The sequence below is a fragment of the Mucilaginibacter yixingensis genome (assembly GCF_041080815.1).
Taxonomy (GTDB): Bacteria; Bacteroidota; Bacteroidia; order Sphingobacteriales; family Sphingobacteriaceae; genus Mucilaginibacter; species Mucilaginibacter yixingensis.
This window is the reverse complement of sequence record NZ_CP160205.1, coordinates 715,666-733,051: the sequence shown is the minus strand read 5'-3', so window position 1 is coordinate 733,051 and position 17,386 is coordinate 715,666. Positions and strand designations below refer to the sequence as shown.

The 17,386-nt window shown below is 45.6% G+C and carries 12 protein-coding genes; 7 read left to right on the top strand and 5 right to left on the bottom strand.

The window, feature by feature from the left end; translation table 11 throughout:
• Nucleotides 1-93 precede the first annotated feature (93 nt).
• Nucleotides 94-819 (top strand): RluA family pseudouridine synthase, encoded by a 726-nt coding sequence (locus tag ABZR88_RS03065; RefSeq protein WP_107829569.1) that lies wholly within the window; start codon nt 94-96, stop codon nt 817-819.
• A gap of 57 nt (nt 820-876) precedes the next feature.
• Here the strand turns inward: ABZR88_RS03065 and ABZR88_RS03060 are convergent, their stop codons facing one another.
• From ABZR88_RS03060 to ABZR88_RS03040, 5 genes are all read right to left on the bottom strand, one after another.
• Entirely contained in the window at nt 877-1,398 is a 522-nt protein-coding gene (locus tag ABZR88_RS03060; protein WP_107829567.1) for a hypothetical protein, read from the bottom strand.
• Nucleotides 1,399-1,518: 120 nt separating this feature from the next.
• Nucleotides 1,519-2,046, bottom strand: coding sequence for a hypothetical protein (locus ABZR88_RS03055; protein WP_107829565.1), 528 nt, complete (start codon nt 2,044-2,046; stop codon nt 1,519-1,521).
• Nucleotides 2,047-2,716: 670 nt separating this feature from the next.
• Nucleotides 2,717-5,884 carry an efflux RND transporter permease subunit gene (locus ABZR88_RS03050; protein WP_107829563.1) on the bottom strand — a complete coding sequence of 1,056 codons (3,168 nt, stop codon included), beginning with the start codon at nt 5,882-5,884 and terminating at the stop codon, nt 2,717-2,719.
• Nucleotides 5,885-5,909: 25 nt separating this feature from the next.
• Nucleotides 5,910-7,079 (bottom strand): efflux RND transporter periplasmic adaptor subunit, encoded by a 1,170-nt coding sequence (locus ABZR88_RS03045; protein WP_107829561.1) that lies wholly within the window; start codon nt 7,077-7,079, stop codon nt 5,910-5,912.
• Between the two features lie 24 nt (nt 7,080-7,103).
• Entirely contained in the window at nt 7,104-8,453 is a 1,350-nt protein-coding gene (locus tag ABZR88_RS03040; protein WP_107829559.1) for a TolC family protein, read from the bottom strand.
• A 335-nt stretch (nt 8,454-8,788) separates the two neighbouring features.
• On the opposite strand from ABZR88_RS03040, the gene ABZR88_RS03035 reads away from it, so the two are divergent.
• The 6 genes from ABZR88_RS03035 to ABZR88_RS03010 all read left to right on the top strand — a co-directional run bounded on the left by ABZR88_RS03035 (nt 8,789) and on the right by ABZR88_RS03010 (nt 17,380).
• A complete protein-coding gene (locus ABZR88_RS03035; protein ID WP_107829557.1) occupies nt 8,789-9,994 on the top strand; it encodes a pyridoxal phosphate-dependent aminotransferase family protein in 1,206 nt (401 codons plus the stop codon).
• A 109-nt stretch (nt 9,995-10,103) separates the two neighbouring features.
• Nucleotides 10,104-11,222 (top strand): GNAT family N-acetyltransferase, encoded by a 1,119-nt coding sequence (locus tag ABZR88_RS03030; RefSeq protein WP_107829555.1) that lies wholly within the window; start codon nt 10,104-10,106, stop codon nt 11,220-11,222.
• Entirely contained in the window at nt 11,219-12,202 is a 984-nt protein-coding gene (locus tag ABZR88_RS03025; protein ID WP_107829552.1) for an NAD(P)-dependent oxidoreductase, read from the top strand. The genes ABZR88_RS03030 and ABZR88_RS03025 overlap by 4 nt, the downstream gene beginning before the upstream one ends.
• Nucleotides 12,203-12,239: 37 nt before the next feature.
• Nucleotides 12,240-13,574, top strand: coding sequence for an inositol-3-phosphate synthase (locus ABZR88_RS03020; protein ID WP_107829550.1), 1,335 nt, complete (start codon nt 12,240-12,242; stop codon nt 13,572-13,574).
• A 463-nt stretch (nt 13,575-14,037) separates the two neighbouring features.
• Entirely contained in the window at nt 14,038-16,623 is a 2,586-nt protein-coding gene (locus tag ABZR88_RS03015) for a DUF5686 and carboxypeptidase-like regulatory domain-containing protein (RefSeq protein ID WP_107829548.1), read from the top strand.
• 4 nt (nt 16,624-16,627) lie between these two features.
• Nucleotides 16,628-17,380, top strand: a complete 753-nt coding sequence (locus ABZR88_RS03010) for a CDP-alcohol phosphatidyltransferase family protein (RefSeq protein ID WP_245917077.1) — start codon at nt 16,628-16,630, stop codon at nt 17,378-17,380.
• The last annotated feature ends 6 nt before the right edge of the window (nt 17,381-17,386 follow it).

Here is a 17,386-nt window from a genome sequence, read left to right as displayed (position 1 = left end):
TTCGGATTGTTCTTCGCAGAGATTGCTTCGTGCCTCGCAATGACGTGATGGAGACATCTCCCCGTCCCTAAAATTTCATTACCTTTGCGGCTTATGAAAATACCAAGGTTTGCCGATTTAATTTTATTTGAGAACGATGATGTAATTGTGGTGAACAAACCGCCCTTTATCAGTACTCTTGATGAACGGGGCGACGGTAGCAGCGAGATCAATATGCTGCGCCTGGCCAAAGGCTACAGTGCCGATGCCCAGATCTGTCACCGGTTGGATAAAGAAACCTCAGGCGCACTTATTATTGCCAAAAATCCGGAGGCTTACCGTAATGTATCCATTCAGTTTGAGAAACGTAAGGTAAATAAGGTATATCATGCCATTATTGAAGGCACACATGTGTTTGATAACCTGCTGGTAGATCTGCCTATCCTTAACACGGGCAAGGGCCACGTGTCTATCAGCCGTCAGGATGGTAAACGTGCCGAAACCTGGTTCAGCTCGCTTAAATATTTTAAGCACTATACATTGGTAGAGTGCCGCCCGGTAACCGGCCGTATGCACCAGATCCGCATCCACCTGGCCACCCAACAGGCAGCCATTGCGGGTGATGATATGTATCGTGCCAAACCGGTATTTCTATCGCAACTGAAACGCAAATATCATCTGGGTAAAGACCAGGAAGAACTGCCTATCATGAAGCGCTTTGCGCTACATGCATATGAGGTTACCTTTAAACCCAATACCGAGGAGAGCATAACCATCCACGCCCCCTACCCTAAAGACTTTGAAACTTTGTTAAAATTGCTCGACAAGTTTGACAGCTAAAAAGAAAGCCCCTTGCCTATTCAGCAAGGGGCTTTCTTTTTAAACTTATTCTAAGTTTTAGAAGCTGTACCCAATACGGGCCGCAACCATACCATAGTTAAAACTCTGGCCCGAAAAATTCTCATAGCGGATACTCAGGTCCCACTCCTTAGTTGCATAACCTAGCGCAGGCGATACAATAAGCTTGGTGCTGCCACCGCTGTGGGTTTCAAAACCGGCACCCAGTTCTGCACCGAAATAAGCGTTCTTATCAAAAAACGCTTTAACACCGGCTTTTAAAGGCACAATACCCTCGTCATCGGCCTTAAATCCGTTGCCATAGGTTTTACCAAAAAAGTTGTAGAAACCAGTTGTTGCCGTAAAGGCCACATTGCTGCCCAAGCCCATTTGTAAACGAGCCGTGGCCCCAAGTGCGAAGCTGGAAAAATTGTTAATACTGCCCGTAGGGATCCCCAGATCAAGACCTACATTAAACCTTGTACGATCGCTGTACATTTGGGCTTTGGCACTTTGCACGCCTGCTAGTGTAAGCAATAATACTGCAAAGCCAATTAATCGGATAGTAAATTTACTTTTCATAGTATTAAGGGGTTGATTATGTTACGTAATATCATTTCTTAACAAATTGTTTTAAATAAAATAACCCCGCGTTTCACAACGCAGGGTTATTTTATTTCTTTCTATTGATTGTCTAATTGTTTACAGACCGAAACCGTAAGCCAAACGCAGACCTACCAGGCCGTAGTTATCGCTCTGTCCAGAGTAGTTTTCATAACGAACGCCTACATCCCAGCTTTTGTTAGCCCAACCTAAGGCTGGCGATAACAGCAATTTAGTATTACCACCTGTTCCGGTTTCAAAACCAGCACCGGCCTCGGCACCAAAGTAAACGTTTTGTGCAAAAAAGGCTTTGATACCAGCCTTTACCGGAACCACGCCCCAGCCAGCATATTTAACACCGGTGTTGCCAATTTCTTTACCAAAAAAACGGGTATAACCAGAGGTTAATGTAATGCCCAGGTTTTCTGCGGCACCATATTGTAAACGTAAATCGCCGCCCAGGGCAAATTTAGAAACGTTGTTTGCGTTGCCTGTTGGAATGGCTGGACTAACGCCAATACCTAAGCGCCATTGATTTGATGGGGTAGTTTGAGCTTTTACTTGAGTTCCGAATAGCATAGCAACCGCCGCTATGGCTGCTGCTACTAATTTAGTTGAGTTTTTCATTGTCGTTTTTCGTTAGTGAACAATTATTAGATTGTTACCCCAACAATTACAAATACTTTGCCAACGCAGCCCGTCAAACCTGCATTTATTACCTGTTTCGCAGTTTCAAAACGCTTACATTAACAACTTCACAATCGGCTTATCCACTGTAAATCAACCTTTAAACGCCGTTTTTTATTTAAGGTATTTTTACATTGTTCATCAAAAAGTCAAAAACCAATGCGCTGTTTATGGCACAGATTTATTTGCCAAAAAGTGTTCAGTTTCGCTGTCAAACACTGTATAGGAAAGCGGAAATTAGATGAAATTTAAATGAAATAAGGCAAAACAGACCGCTTTATATAATCGGTCTACACGAAAAGTTGATATAAGTGTAATCAGAAAATCGACGGATAGTAGCCCTTCGGTAGCTACAGTCCCACTATCCGCTCATACGCCTTAAGGCATTAGCCACGGGCCGGTATCTCAATGTCATTAAGTTAAGTCCCCTGTATGTCATGCTGAGGCACGAAGCATCTCGAAGGACTAGCCTGTTCGCTTGTCCTCAGAGATTCTTCACTATCGTTCAGAATGACATCCTCTTAACTAAACGACACAAAAAAAGAGGCGCAAATTATTGCGCCTCCATATAATCAATCCGAAATCGAAGTTCCGAAATCCGAAATCAATATCACGTCTGCGGATCGTCCTCAGTCGGCTTGTAATGATCGTGCAGTTCTTTCAGCTGTTTCTTGCCGTAAGCTGCCTTAGTAATGATGTAGAACAGCACCGGCACAATAAATATAGCCAGCGATGTTGCCGTAAGCATACCGCCAAACACCGTCCAGCCGATGGTTTTACGAGCCTCAGCACCGGCACCAGATGCAAACAACAGCGGCGCCACACCCAGGATGAACGCCATAGACGTCATGATGATTGGGCGTAAGCGCAGTCGTACGGCTTCCAATACAGACTCTTCCAGCTCCATACCCCTATCCACACGCTCTTTGGCAAACTCCACAATCAGGATGGCGTTCTTGGCTGCCAAACCAATTAGCGTTATCAAACCAATCTGCGCATAAATATTATTATTCAATGTTGGGTGGAACCACAAGAACAAAATAGCGCCGAAGGCCCCCAGCGGCACGGCCAACAGCACCGAGAACGGCACAGACCAACTCTCGTACAGCGCAGACAGGAACAAGAACACAAACCCTACCGACAGCAGGAAGATGTACAAAGTTTTTGAACCCGACAGCAACTCCTCACGACTCAGGCCCGAGAATTCATAACCATACCCCTGCGGTAGCGTTTGCGCAGCTACCTCCTGCAAGGCTTTCAAAGCATCGCCAGAGCTGTAACCATCTCTCGGGTTGCCATCCACTTCTGCCGAGCGGAACAGGTTGTAGTGGGAGATCAATGGCGCATTCTCAATCATTTTATAAGATGTCAGCGTGCTGAGCGGCACCATCTGCCCGGCCTGGTTACGCACAAAGTACTGCCCCAGGTTGTCGAGGTTTGTACGATAGTTGGTATCGGCCTGAGCCACCACGTGGAAGTTACGTCCGTAGATGGTAAAGTCGTTAATAAACGCACTACCCATATAGGTTTGCAGCGCTGTATTTACGTCTGATAGCTGAACGCCCAATCGCTTGGTCTTTTCACGGTCAATGGTTAACTGATATGCCGGCGTGCGTGCAGTGAAGAACGAGAAAGCTTTACCAATTTCCGGTCGTTTGTTGGCCGCAGCCACAAAGTTTTGCAGCACTTTCTCAAAGTTTTTGATATCGCCGCCTGCCTGTTTTTCTTCCAGGATGAAAGAGAAACCAGCCGTACTACCCAAACCCGGAATAGCCGGCGGTGGAATTACTACCACTGTAGCACCTTTAAAATGTGATAATTTTTTTTGCAGCACACCTACCAGTTGCAGCGAGGTAACTTTACGCTCTTCCCATGGCTTCAACTGCACAAATATGGTTGCACTGTTTGATTTGGTGGCAAAGCTCACCACGTTCAAACCGCCCAGAGCCGCATAATGATCAATATCTTTTACCGTCTTTAGCGTATCCATCATCTGGTGCAGCGTAGCTACTGTGCGCTCTGTTGATGATGCCTCGGGCAAATCATACGTAATATAGATACGACCCTCATCTTCGGTAGGGATAAAGCCCGTTGGCTTATGCGCAAACAACAGGATGGTACCTACAATGATACATACCAATATAACCACTACAAATTTGGCATTCTTGATGCCGCGGTGCACACCGTTTTTATACTTGCCGGTCACACGGTCAAACCATGCATTAAAACGGGCAAACATCCGGTCAAGCCAACTATCTTTATGATGATCGTCGTGCGGCTTCAGCAACAAGGTACATAACGCAGGCGTTAACGAAAGCGCCACAAAAGCCGAGATCAGTACCGATATGGCAATGGTAATTGCAAACTGTTGATACAGCCTGCCCACAATACCGGGTATAAAACCAACCGGCACAAACACCGCTGCCAAAATAAGGGCGATGGCAATAACCGGTGCCGAAATATCGCGCATGGCATGCAGCGTCGCCTCTTTCGGCGTCATCTTTCGCTCCTGTATATAATGCTCTACCGCCTCTACCACTACAATGGCATCATCTACCACAATACCGATGGCCAGTACGAAACCGAACAGTGTCAGTGTATTAATGGTAAAGCCCAACGGTATAAAGAAGATAAACGTACCGATGATAGATACCGGGATAGCCAGCACCGGGATCAGCGTGGTACGCCATCCCTGCAGGAAGATGAACACCACAATAATTACCAGCACCAACGCTATAATCAGCGTTTCTACCACCTCATGTACCGATACCTTTACCACGGTTACAGACTCAAACGGAACAACGTAATCAACCCCGGCAGGGAATGATTTCTTCAGCTCGGCCATGGTTTTGTAAACGTTGTCGGCTGTTTCTACCGCGTTACTGTTTGGCGCCTGGTAAACCAGCAGGTATGATGCACGCTTACCATCAACAAAAGAGTTACCAGAGTAGTTAAATTTACCCAACTCTACGCGGGCTACATCTTTTAAATGCACAACAGCACCATTACCCGGCTGTGTACGCACAATTACGTTTCCAAACTCCTCAGGCGTCATTAAACGGCCTTTTACAATTACAGAGTATTCAAACGTTTGGCCTTTCTCCTGCGGCGTAGCACCTACCGAACCGGCAGCTACCTGCGCGTTTTGCTCTTGCAGGGCTGCGGTAATGTCATTAGCAGTCATACCCAGCGCGGCCAGTTTATCTGGTTTGAGCCAGATACGCATACTAAAGTCGTCAGCACGGGTAAATACGTCGCCCACACCTTTGGTACGCAGCACGGCATCGCGCACAAAAACGTTGGTGTAGTTATCCAAAAAGGTTACGTTGTGCGAGCCGTTGGGCGAGTACATTGCCACCAGCATCAAAATGCTGGGGTTACGTTTACGCACCGTTAAGCCCAGGCGCTGCACCTCTTGGGGCAGGGTTGGCGTGGCAATACCCACGCGGTTTTGCACGTCAAGTGCGGCAATGTTAATATCGGTACCCACCTCAAAATTTACCGTCATGCTCAGTGCACCGTTGTTGGTGCTGTTACTTTGCAGGTAGGTCATACCCGGCGTACCGTTCACCTGTGTTTCTATAGGCGTGGCTACCGTTTGCTCTACTGTCTGCGCATCGGCGCCGGTGTAGGTACCTGTTATTTGCACAGTAGGCGGCGTAATATCAGGGTATTGACCAACGGGCAGGTTGCTCATAGCCAGTATACCTACAATTACTATTACTATGGAAATAACAATGGCCGTGATAGGCCTTTTTATAAAGGTTTCTGCTATCATTCTTAGATCTTTATCGGGTTAACCCTTATTGTTTTTTCTGCTGACCGGCTGCACCACCTTGTTTGCCGCTGGCAGCGCCTTGAGCGGGCAATTGAGACGGATCTACCAGGGTAACGCGACCACTATCACGCAAGCGCTGGAAACCATCGGTAATAATTTTATCGCCGGTGGTTACGCCATCCATCACCACTACACTGTCTTTTAACCGCGGACCGAGGGTAATTTTCTTTTGCAGGGCAATAGTATCTTGTTGTTTAAACACAAAAAACTCGCCCATCTGCTCGGTAACAGCGCGGTAAGGGATAATTACACGATGGCCCGAGTCATCGTTCAATACTTTCAGTGCGGCGCTCATGCCATCCTTCAAAACATCCTGCGAGTTATCAAACTGTACACGCACTTTAATGGTGCCGGTCTGGTTATTCACGCCACGGTCAATAGCGAAGATCTTGCCCGGCTTGTTGTAAATGGTATTATCAGACAACACCAAACGGAACGTGCTGTCAGTTGCGTGCGATTGCAGTTTATAGAAACGAGAGATATCCTGCTCGTTCACCACCACATCTACGCCTATTGGATTTTCTGACGAGATAGTGTTCAACAAAGTAGTACCCGGCGTAACCTGTGCACCCAACTTTACCTGAGAGATACCAATGCGACCAGTAAACGGTGCTTTGATAACCGAGTATGACAGATCTGTAGATGCCGATTCCAGCCCGGCTTTGGCTACTGCTACCTGGCTTTTGGCTGCCGCATAAACTGCCTCGGCATTATCAACCGTTTGGCGTGCAACCGCATCCTGCTTTAGCAACATGTTGTAACGATCGATGTCCTTTTGTGCTTTCACCAGGTTGGCCTGGGCGGTTACTACGTTAGCCTGTGCCTGATCATACGCTGCCTGGTATTTGCGGCGATCAATCTCATATAACGGCTTGCCTTTCTGCACTACCTCACCTTCCTTAAAAAAGATACCAGTGATATAGCCGGATACCTGCGCACGCAGTTCAACACTGTTAAGCGCCACCACGGTGCCCTGGTACTGGTCATAATAAACGGCTTCGCCTTCGCGGGCGGTAGCTACCGACACCGGGGTTGGCGGCAAGGCGGCATTTTGTTGCGCCGATTTATTGCCACCGCATGATGCGAGGGCCATGGCAGCTACAGGGGTAATGATGCAGAGATATATTTTTTTCATAACAGAAATTGCGTTCAGTAGTATTTAAAGGTTAGCAGGACTCAGGTTACCCAATGCTTTTTGCAGATCTATCTTAGCCGATAGTACCTGGAACAGGGCGTTAAAATAATTCAGTTCGGCGGTGCGCAGGTCAGACTGGGCTACAATCACATCCAGATAGGTTTTTATCCCCTCGCGATATTGCAGGCTCACTACCTTGTATACATCGTTAGCCAAATCAACATTTTGTTTCAGCAACTGGTAGTTGGTGTAATTGCTTTTATAACCGGCCAGCGCCTGTACATACTGGGTGTTGATGCTGTTGCGCAGGTTAAGCAGATCCAGATCGGTACGATCTATCTGCAGGCGGGCCTTGGCCAGGTTTTGCAGTCGGCGGGTACCGGTAAAAATCGGGATGTTCAACGTCAGGCCCACATAAGCTTGCGGGTACGATGTATTATAAAGATCGCCCAGCTTGCTGCTGAAGTAAGCCAGATTATAAGCACCGTTAGCTGATAGTGACGGCAGAAAACCATATTTATAATAGTTCACATTCAGCTGATCCAGGTTTTTCTGCGACAGTAGCTGCTGATATTCAATCCGGTGACTAAAATCCAGCACCTGCATGGTATCGGCATGGGTTTCTGCCTCGTATCGGGTGGAGTCATACACCAGGTTCAGCTCATGCTCTGCGGTAAGGCCCATCACCTGTTTCAGGTAAGCCAGCTTGCTTTTATAAGCCTCTTCGGTTGATTTACGCTGAGCGATAGAATTATTCAGAGAGATGGTTGCCTGCTTATAGTCGGTTTTATCAACCACACCGGCCTGGTAGCGGGCGTAGGCATCTTTCAGGCTGCGTTGCAGGCGTACAATGTCCTCGCGGATAATCTGTAGTTGCTTGTCAGACAGCAGCACATCAAAGAAAGCCTTGCTTACATCGGCCACCACATCAATCTGGCTGCTTTGTGTGTTTTGCTTATAATACTGTCTGGAAAAACGGGCAGCTCGCGATGCCAGCATCACATCATTATTATAAATAGTCTGCGTTGCCTGCACCCCGATGGTAGAAATGTTACGAATATCTGCCGCGGTAGTACCGGATGAACCAGTGGCCGCAGCAGCGCCCCCATTAACAGGCGAACCTTTAAAATAATGACTGGCACTGTTGGCAGAGTTTACCTGAGGCAACCATCCGGCAAGGCCAATGTGGATGTCGCGCTCGTTAATTGCTTCATCAATAGAAGCCTGGCGCACAGCCGGTTGATTACGCAAGGCATACTCAATGCATTGCCTTAAGCCAAGTGCAGTTGGCACAGTGTCTGCAGGTGCCTGGGCTAACAAACTCAAAGGCGACAAAAGAAAGAACAGGATCAAGATCCGGTGAAATATTTTCATACGGTGTATAAATGTGCCACAAAATAACATGGACAGCGGTAAAGAGTTTTACCAATTAGGGGAATTGGTCAAATATTCAAATTAAATTAACAATGTGTTGTAACATCATAATTCTGTTACAATCTTATGACAGAATACCGACGTATAGCGGGCCCGTGCGAACTTTTCTAAAGAAAATACAATTTTATGGCACGATTTTAAATAAAAATTTGATTAATTTGCATGTTGGGAAAAAACCCAATACCGGTTAAGCCGTTGTTAAAAAAATTATAATGATATATTAGTTATTACCTTTTTCATGGTATTTTTACAAAAAATTTAAGCAGAGTTAATACATGGGTAAAAAGCTACATGATAAAATTGCTCAGTTCAAAGATGCGGCAATTATAAAGGAGAAAGGAATCTACCCTTTTTTCAGGCCCATTGAGTCTGGACAAGACACCGAAGTGATAATCAATGGAAAGCGGGTGTTGATGTTTGGCTCTAACTCTTATTTAGGACTAACAAACCATCCTAAAATCAAGGAGGCGTCTAAAAAGGCAACGGATAAGTATGGGACAGGGTGCGCAGGATCGCGCTTTTTAAACGGAACGCTTGATATTCACATTGAACTGGAAGAGCGCCTGGCCAAATATGTTGGCAAAGAGGCAGCCGTGCTTTTCAGCACCGGTTTCCAGGTTAATTTAGGTGTGTTATCATGCATCACCGGCCGTAATGATTATCTAATCTTAGACGAATATGACCACGCTTCGCTGATTGACGGCAGCCGTTTGTCATTCTCGCGCGTTATTAAATACGCGCACAATGACATGGCCGACCTGGAACGCAAGCTGGCTATGCTGCCGGAAGAAGCCGTAAAACTGATTGTGGTTGACGGTATCTTCAGCATGGAAGGCGATATTGTTAAGCTGCCAGAGATTGTTGAGCTATCTCATCGCTATGGTGCTAACATTATGGTTGACGATGCACACAGCTTAGGCGTTATTGGCCATAACGGTGCCGGTACAGCATCGCACTTTGGTTTAACTGATGATGTTGACCTGATTATGGGTACCTTCAGTAAATCACTGGCATCATTAGGTGGTTTTATTGCTGCCGATGCTGCTACTATTGATTATTTGAAACACCGCGCACGCGCCCTGATGTTCAGCGCTAGTATGCCGCCGGCATCTGTAGCCAGCGTTATTGCTGCCCTTGACATTATTGAGAGCGAGCCAGACCGCATAGAGAAACTGTGGGCAAACACTAACTATGCAATGCGTTTGCTGCAAGACGAAGGCTTTGACCTGGGCCCAACAGAAAGCCCTATCCTGCCTATCTATGTTCGTGATAACGATAAAACATTCCTGGTAACTAAATACCTGCAGGATGACGGCATCTTTGTAAACCCTGTGGTTTCTCCGGCCGTACCTTCAGACTCGTCTTTACTACGCTTCTCGCTGATGGCTACCCATACCTTCGCGCAGATTGATGAGGCTATCGAAAAGATAACCAAAGCTTTCAAAGAAGTTGGTGTAACTACCGTTAAGGAAAAAATATAAAAATACCGCATGGCGCGCAGTTAGCTTTTACTTAAAAAGGCTAACTTGCGCGCTTTATATTTTAATCCGATTTTTCCAGAGGATAGTAGTTCGAACCAAAGATCCAGTTATGAAGACAGTTGTTCCTGTAAACTCCAAGAGTGATTTAGCCGCGTTTATTGATTTCCCGCACGAGCTTTACAAAAACGACCCTTACTACGTCCCTGAACTTTTCATCGCCCAGCGCGATCTGCTTACCAAGCATCCTTTCCATCAACATAATAAGCTACAATGCTTTCTGGCCTATGAAGGCGGTAAGGTTGTTGGCCGTATAGCTGCTATTCTTAACAATGGCCACAATCAGTTTAACCATGCCAGCGATGGCTTCTTTGGTTTTTTTGATTGTGTGAACGATAAGGAAGTAGCCAAACTGCTGTTTGATACCGTTACCGGCTGGTTGAAAGACCGCGGCGTAACCCAGAAGCTGAAAGGCCCTGTAAACTTTTCTACCAATGAGCCTTGCGGTTTGCTGATAGAAGGTTTTGACAGCTCGCCATTCCTGATGCAGACCTATAACTACCCCTACTATGCCGATCTGATTGACAGCTACGGTTTCAGCAAGGAGGTTGACCTGATTGCCTGGCATTGGGAAGGTGGTAATTATGACGATAAATCTGTGCGCCTGCTGGACGCTTTACAGGAGCGTTTGAAACGCAACAACATCGTTATCCGCAAGGTAAATCTGAAAGATTTTAAGAACGAAACCGTTAGGCTCCGCGAGGTATATAACTCAGCCTGGGATCAAAACACTGGCTTTGTTCCGCTAACAGATGATGAGTTTGATTACCTGGCCAAAGACCTCAAATTAATCCTCGACCCTGACTTTGCTTTGGTGGCCGAACAAAATGGCAAGATTGTTGCCTTTGGTTTAGCATTGCCAAACTATAACGAGATATTTAAAACCATTAAAAAAGGACGCCTGCTCCCCTCGGGCCTCTTTAAACTATTGTTTAATAAAAGTAAGATACAGAGCATCCGCATTTACGCCCTTGGCGTGGTAGAAGGCTACCGCAAAATGGGTATTGAAGCCTGCCTGTATGGAACTATTATAAAGGAATACAAGCGTAAAGGATTTAAACATGCCGAGGCCGGCTGGACTTTGGAGAACAACACCATGATCAACGAAGCCATTAAAGCCATCAAAGGCGATCCGTACAAGAAATACCGATTATACGAAAAAGCTATATGAGGGAACGGGTACTTATAACCGGCGCAAGCGGTTTTGTAGGATATCACCTGATACAGGAAGCACTAAAAAACAATCTGGAAGTATTTGCGGCAGTACGCAAAAGCAGCGATATTGAACACCTCAAGGGACTGAACATCAGCTTCACCCACCTTGATTTTAACGATGTAGCAGCACTGAAGCTGGATATTGAAAACAACCGCTACAGTTACATTATCCATGCTGCGGGTATGACCAGCGCGCCTAATATGGCTACCTATAACAAGGTGAATGCAGATTACTCGGTAAACCTGGCCAATGCGGCAGCGGCAGCCGGCCGTATAAAACGCTTTGTATTTATGAGCAGTTTGGCCGCACTCGGTCCGCTGCATACGCAAACCGGCATTATTGAGAACGATAGTATTCCGCACCCGGTAACCGCTTACGGTAAAAGTAAATTGTTAGCAGAGCAGAAGCTAAGCCACGTAACTAAACTGGATATAACCACCCTGCGCCCAACGGCTGTTTATGGTCCGCGCGATAAGGGCATCTATATTATACTAAAGCAATTTGCCAAGGGATTGGAGCCATACATTGGCCGCGCCCCGCAAAAACTAAGCTTTGTGTATGTTAAAGACCTTGCTGCGGTATGCATCAGGGCGCTATACAACGGCAAGAACAAAACCTATAATATTAGCGACGGCAATTTTTACAGTCGTTATGAATTGGCTGAACTTAGCAGGCATATTTTACGCAACAAGACCATGAAAATTCATCTTCCGGTCAACTTTGTAAAATTTATTGCCTCGGTTTCTGAATTTGTTGGTTCTTTACGCGGCCAAACGCCGCCGTTGAACCGCGAAAAACTAAACGAACTAACAGCAGCAAACTGGACTTGCAGTATAGACGAGGCCAAACATGATCTGGGTTATTACCCGCGTTATGATCTGGAGGCCGGCTTAAATGAAACGCTCACCTGGTACAGGGCCAATAAATGGCTTTAATACCGGGTTTTACTTAAAATAAACTAACAATTTGCAAATGAAAACTGAAATTCAACCTGCCCAGGGCAAGTTAGGTATCTTGATACCTGGCCTTGGCGCTGTTGCAACAACACTTATTGCTGGTGTTGAAGCTGTGAACAAAGGCATCTCTAAGCCTATTGGTTCTCACACCCAAATGGGCAGCATCCGCCTGGGAAAACGTACTGAAAACCGCAATCCAAAAATTAAAGATTTTGTGCCACTGGCCAACCTGAACGATATTGTTTTTGGTGGCTGGGATGTGTACAGCGATAACGTATACGAAGCGGCTATGAAAGCCGAGGTACTGGAACCAGGCCTGCTTTTCTCTGTAAAAGAGCAACTGGAAAAAATCCAGCCGATGCCTGCTGCTTTTGATAAAAACTACGCTAAAAACCTGGATGGCACCCACGTTAAAACCGGTACCCGTCTGGAGCTGGCGCAGCAACTGATGGAAGACATCCAGAACTTTAAAGAGCAAAACGGCCTTGACCGCGTTGTGGTGCTATGGTGTGGTTCTACCGAAATTTACTATGAGGCAAGCGATGTACACAGCACTTTGGCTAAATTTGAAGAAGGCCTGAAAAACGACGATCACCTGATCGCTCCGTCTATGCTGTATGCTTACGCAGCACTAAAACTGGGTGTGCCTTACATTAACGGCGCTCCAAACTTAACAGTTGATACCCCGGCGCTGATTGAGCTTGCTCATCAAACCCAAACTCCAATTGCTGGTAAAGACTTCAAAACCGGTCAGACCTTGATGAAAACCATCCTGGCTCCTGGTTTAGCTGCCCGCTCTTTGGGTGTACGCGGCTGGTTCTCAACCAACATCCTGGGTAACCGCGATGGTTGGGTGCTTGACGATCCGGATAACTTCAAAACTAAAGAAGTTTCTAAACTGGGCGTACTGGAAGACATTTTCAAACCAGAAGACAATCCAGACCTGTACGGCGATATCTACCACAAGATCCGTATCAACTACTACCCTCCTCATGGCGATAGCAAAGAGAGCTGGGATAACATTGATATCTTCGGTTGGTTAGGCTATAAAATGCAGATCAAGATCAACTTCCTGTGCCGCGACTCTATCCTGGCTGCACCGGTTGCGCTTGACCTGGCACTGTTTACAGATCTGGCTAAACGTGCCGGCATGAGCGGTGTGCAAGAGTGGTTATCATTCTACCTGAAATCGCCGCAGACTGCCCCTGGCCTGCCTGCAGAGAACGACATCTTCAAACAACTCATCAAGTTGGAAAATACCCTGCGCTACCTGATGGGCGAAGATCTGATTACCCACCTGGGCTTAGATTATTACGAAGACGTGTTTGCCAAACAGCTAGACACATTATAATAACAACATATAGTAAGAAGGCCCTGTATAGCTACAGGGCCTTTTTGTTGAACCAGTATTTAACGGATTTTGGGGGCTTCACACCCCATTAATCACTGTTGCATATCTTTATCAAACTCTTAACAAACCTCTCCCTCCATTACAAACGTTACAACATTTGACTTTTTGACCACAATAGTCTGTTGGGATTTTATGTACTTTTGGCATGCTTTTTTACCGTATTATATGACGGGTAAAAGACAGGCAAATTTGTTTGCACGGCCCCTTTTTAAATACAAAGTTACTGGTTAATTTAAAGCTGTTTTTGTGGCTATAAATAACACAAAAAAGTAAATCCAAACCGCAGTAACAGTTTAAAACACAGACGATCTAAATAATTGAAATATTTATGGATCGTTTTGCAATTAAATGCCATAAAACAAGTTTTGCATAAAGAAATAAAACTGCATTGAGAACTGAACACATGGATCTGAGTCGACCTTTTAAAAAATATTATTTCACCCTTTTACTGTTCATCTGTTCAGTAGCTGTAACGCAAGCCCAGGCACCAAAGGCCCAGCAGTCGCAAACAGTAGTAAGTGGTACGGTTACTGATGCCGCTACACACAAGCCACTGTCTTTTGTAACCGTTGCCTTTAACGGCACCAATATTGGTATTAACACCAATGATGCAGGTAAGTATACCTTACGCACCAGCAAAAGCTACAATCAATTAAAAGCCAGCTTTGTAGGTTACAAATCTGTAGTAGTAAACATTGCCCCAGGTAAAGAGCAGATTATCAACATCAGGATGAACTCTGAAACAGAGCAACTGAAAGAGGTAACTGTTAAATCGGCTAAACGCACAAAATATCGCAATAAAGACAACCCGGCTGTGGAGCTGATCCGCAAGGTAATTGCCAATAAAGAAAAAAACCGCCCGGAGGCTTATGACTATGTGCAATATCGTTCTTACGATAAAATGCAGCTTTCGCTGGCCAACGTGTCAGACAAGATTACCGAGAAAAAATTCTTCAAAAAATATAAGTTCTTCCTGGATAACCGCGATACTACGCTGGTTCCCGGTAAATCATTGTTGCCTATTTACCTCACCGAAAAACTGACCGACAACTATTACCGCAAAAGCCCTGAAAAGAACAAATCGGTAATTGTAGGCGAGAAAACGGTAAACTTCGGCTCGTTTCTGGATAACGAGGGTTTAGGCCAGTACATTAAACACATCTATGCCGATGTTGATATTTATAAAAGCAACATCTTCCTCATCACCAATATGTTTTTGAGCCCTATTGCTGATGATGCTCCTACTTTCTACAAGTTCTTCATCACCGATACAGTTGTGGTAAATAACCAAAAACTGGTGGAGCTGAGCTTTACACCGCGTAACACTACTGATTTTCTGTTCGAAGGCAGCATCTACATCACCCTTGACGGTAACTATGCCGTACAAGATGCAGAGCTGACCATTAACAAAAACATCAACCTGAACTTTGTTAAAGGGATGCGTGTACAGCTGAGCTTTGAACAAAATCCAGACGGCCGTTATCACTTGAGTAAGAGCGATATCCTGGCGGATTTTGGCACCAGCAAGAAAGGGAAAGGCGGTATTTATGGCGATCGTGTGATTGTGTTTAAAAACTATGAGGTAAATAAACAGGCCCCCGATTCTATCTACAATGCGCCTTTAACAGAAGAAAGCAACGAAGTAAAACACCGCAGCAAAGAGTTCTGGGAACAAAACCGACTGGATACACTTACCACAGCCGAGTCTAAGGTTTATGATAATGTAGACAGTTTGCAACGCATGCTATCGTTCCGCCGTACCATGGATATTGCTACGTTGTTGCTGGCGGGCTACAAGTCATTCGGTCCGTTTGAGATGGGGCCTGCAAATACGTTCTATAGCTTTAACCCTGTAGAAGGCTTTAAACTCCGCCTGGGTGGCCGCACCACGCCAGAGCTGAGCAAGCGTTACTATTTTGAAACCTATGCCGCCTACGGCTTTAAGGATGAAAAATGGAAGTATTTCCTGAGCGCCACCTACTCAATCAACAACAAATCAATCTATAAATTTCCGCAGAATTATATCCGCTTAAGCTATCAGCGCGATACCAAGATACCGGGCGCCAACCTGCAATTTGTGCAAGAGGATAACTTCCTGCTTTCATTTAAACGCGGCGATAACGACAAGTACCTGTATAACGATTTCTATAAGATCAACTACAAGCATGAGTACCTGAACCACTTCTCTTACGAGCTGGAGCTAAGCAATTGGACACAGGCGCCTGCAGGTTCATTATATTTTATCAGCAACCCGCTCAGCACGATCCCTAACGTGGTACATAATCTGACCACTACCGAGGCATCGCTGCAATTACGTTATGCGCCAAATGAGCAGTTTTATCAGGGTAAGATCTACCGTATCCCAATCCCTAACAAGTATCCGGTATTTACATTTACCTATACCAGGGGCTTAAAAGATGTAATTAACGGCTCGTACAACTATGATAAAGTGGATTTCAGGCTAGACAAACACATGTATCTTTCTCAGTTAGGTTATGCCGATATTACGTTGGAAGGTATCAAAATATTTGGACAGGTACCATACCCATTGCTCTCTATCCACAACGCCAACCAGACCTATGCGTATGATTTGTACTCTTACAACCTGATGAACTTCCTTGAGTTTGTGAGCGACAGATCGGCATCGTTAATGATTGATCAGCACTTTATGGGCTTCTTCTTTAACAAGGTCCCGCTGTTAAAGAAACTGAAATGGCGCGAAACTGCATCGTTCAAAATGCTTTATGGCGATGTGAGTGCAGAAAACAATCCTTCTGTTCATCCATCACTTTACCAGTTCCCGGTGCAGGCAGGCGGTACTCCTATTACTTATCCGCTGGGTAATCACACACCGTATATAGAAGGCAGTGTTGGTGTAGAAAATATATTTAAACTTATACGCGTTGATGTGGTCAAACGCTTTACCTATCTCGATCATCCGGGTATTTCTACCTGGGGCATACGTGCAAGATTGAAATTTGATTTTTAACTTTGTGAAAACATTAACCAAAACCATGGCAACACAAACAACAACATCAATGCGTACATCCCTGCAACTGGGGATCTACAAGGTGATTGACCCGTTTGTTAAACTGCTCATTAAGCTGGGCCTCACGCCAAACGCGGTGACGTCCATCGGCTTTGTGCTGAATGTGGGCGTGGCCGTTATTTTTATTGTAGGTGCCGAAGAAGGTAACCGCGGCGATTTAAGCTACGTGGGCTGGGCTGGTGGCCTCATCTTGTTTGCTGGTTTGTTTGACATGCTCGACGGACAGGTAGCCCGCCTGGGTAACATGAAATCAACCTTTGGTGCACTGTATGACTCGGTGCTGGATCGCTACTCAGAATTGATCATGTTTCTGGGTATTTGCTACTACCTGGTGGCTCATCACTATTTCCTGAGTTCAATTTTTGCTTTCATCGCCCTCATCGGCTCTATGATGGTAAGCTATGTACGTGCCCGTGCCGAAGGTTTGGGCATTGAGTGCAAAGGCGGCCTGATGCAGCGCCCCGAACGTGTGGTAACCATTGGTTTGTTTGCTATTCTATGTGGTGTGTTATCGCAGTACCTGGGTGGTAACTATAAACTTTACATCCCGGGCATTCGCTACCACGTGTTCGAGACCATTTCTATTTTCACCGTTCCGATTGTGATACTGGCTATTTTAACAAATATTACGGCTTTTAACAGACTGATGGACGCCAAGCGTTCGCTGATGGAACTCGACAAGAATAAAACCTCCTGATTAATT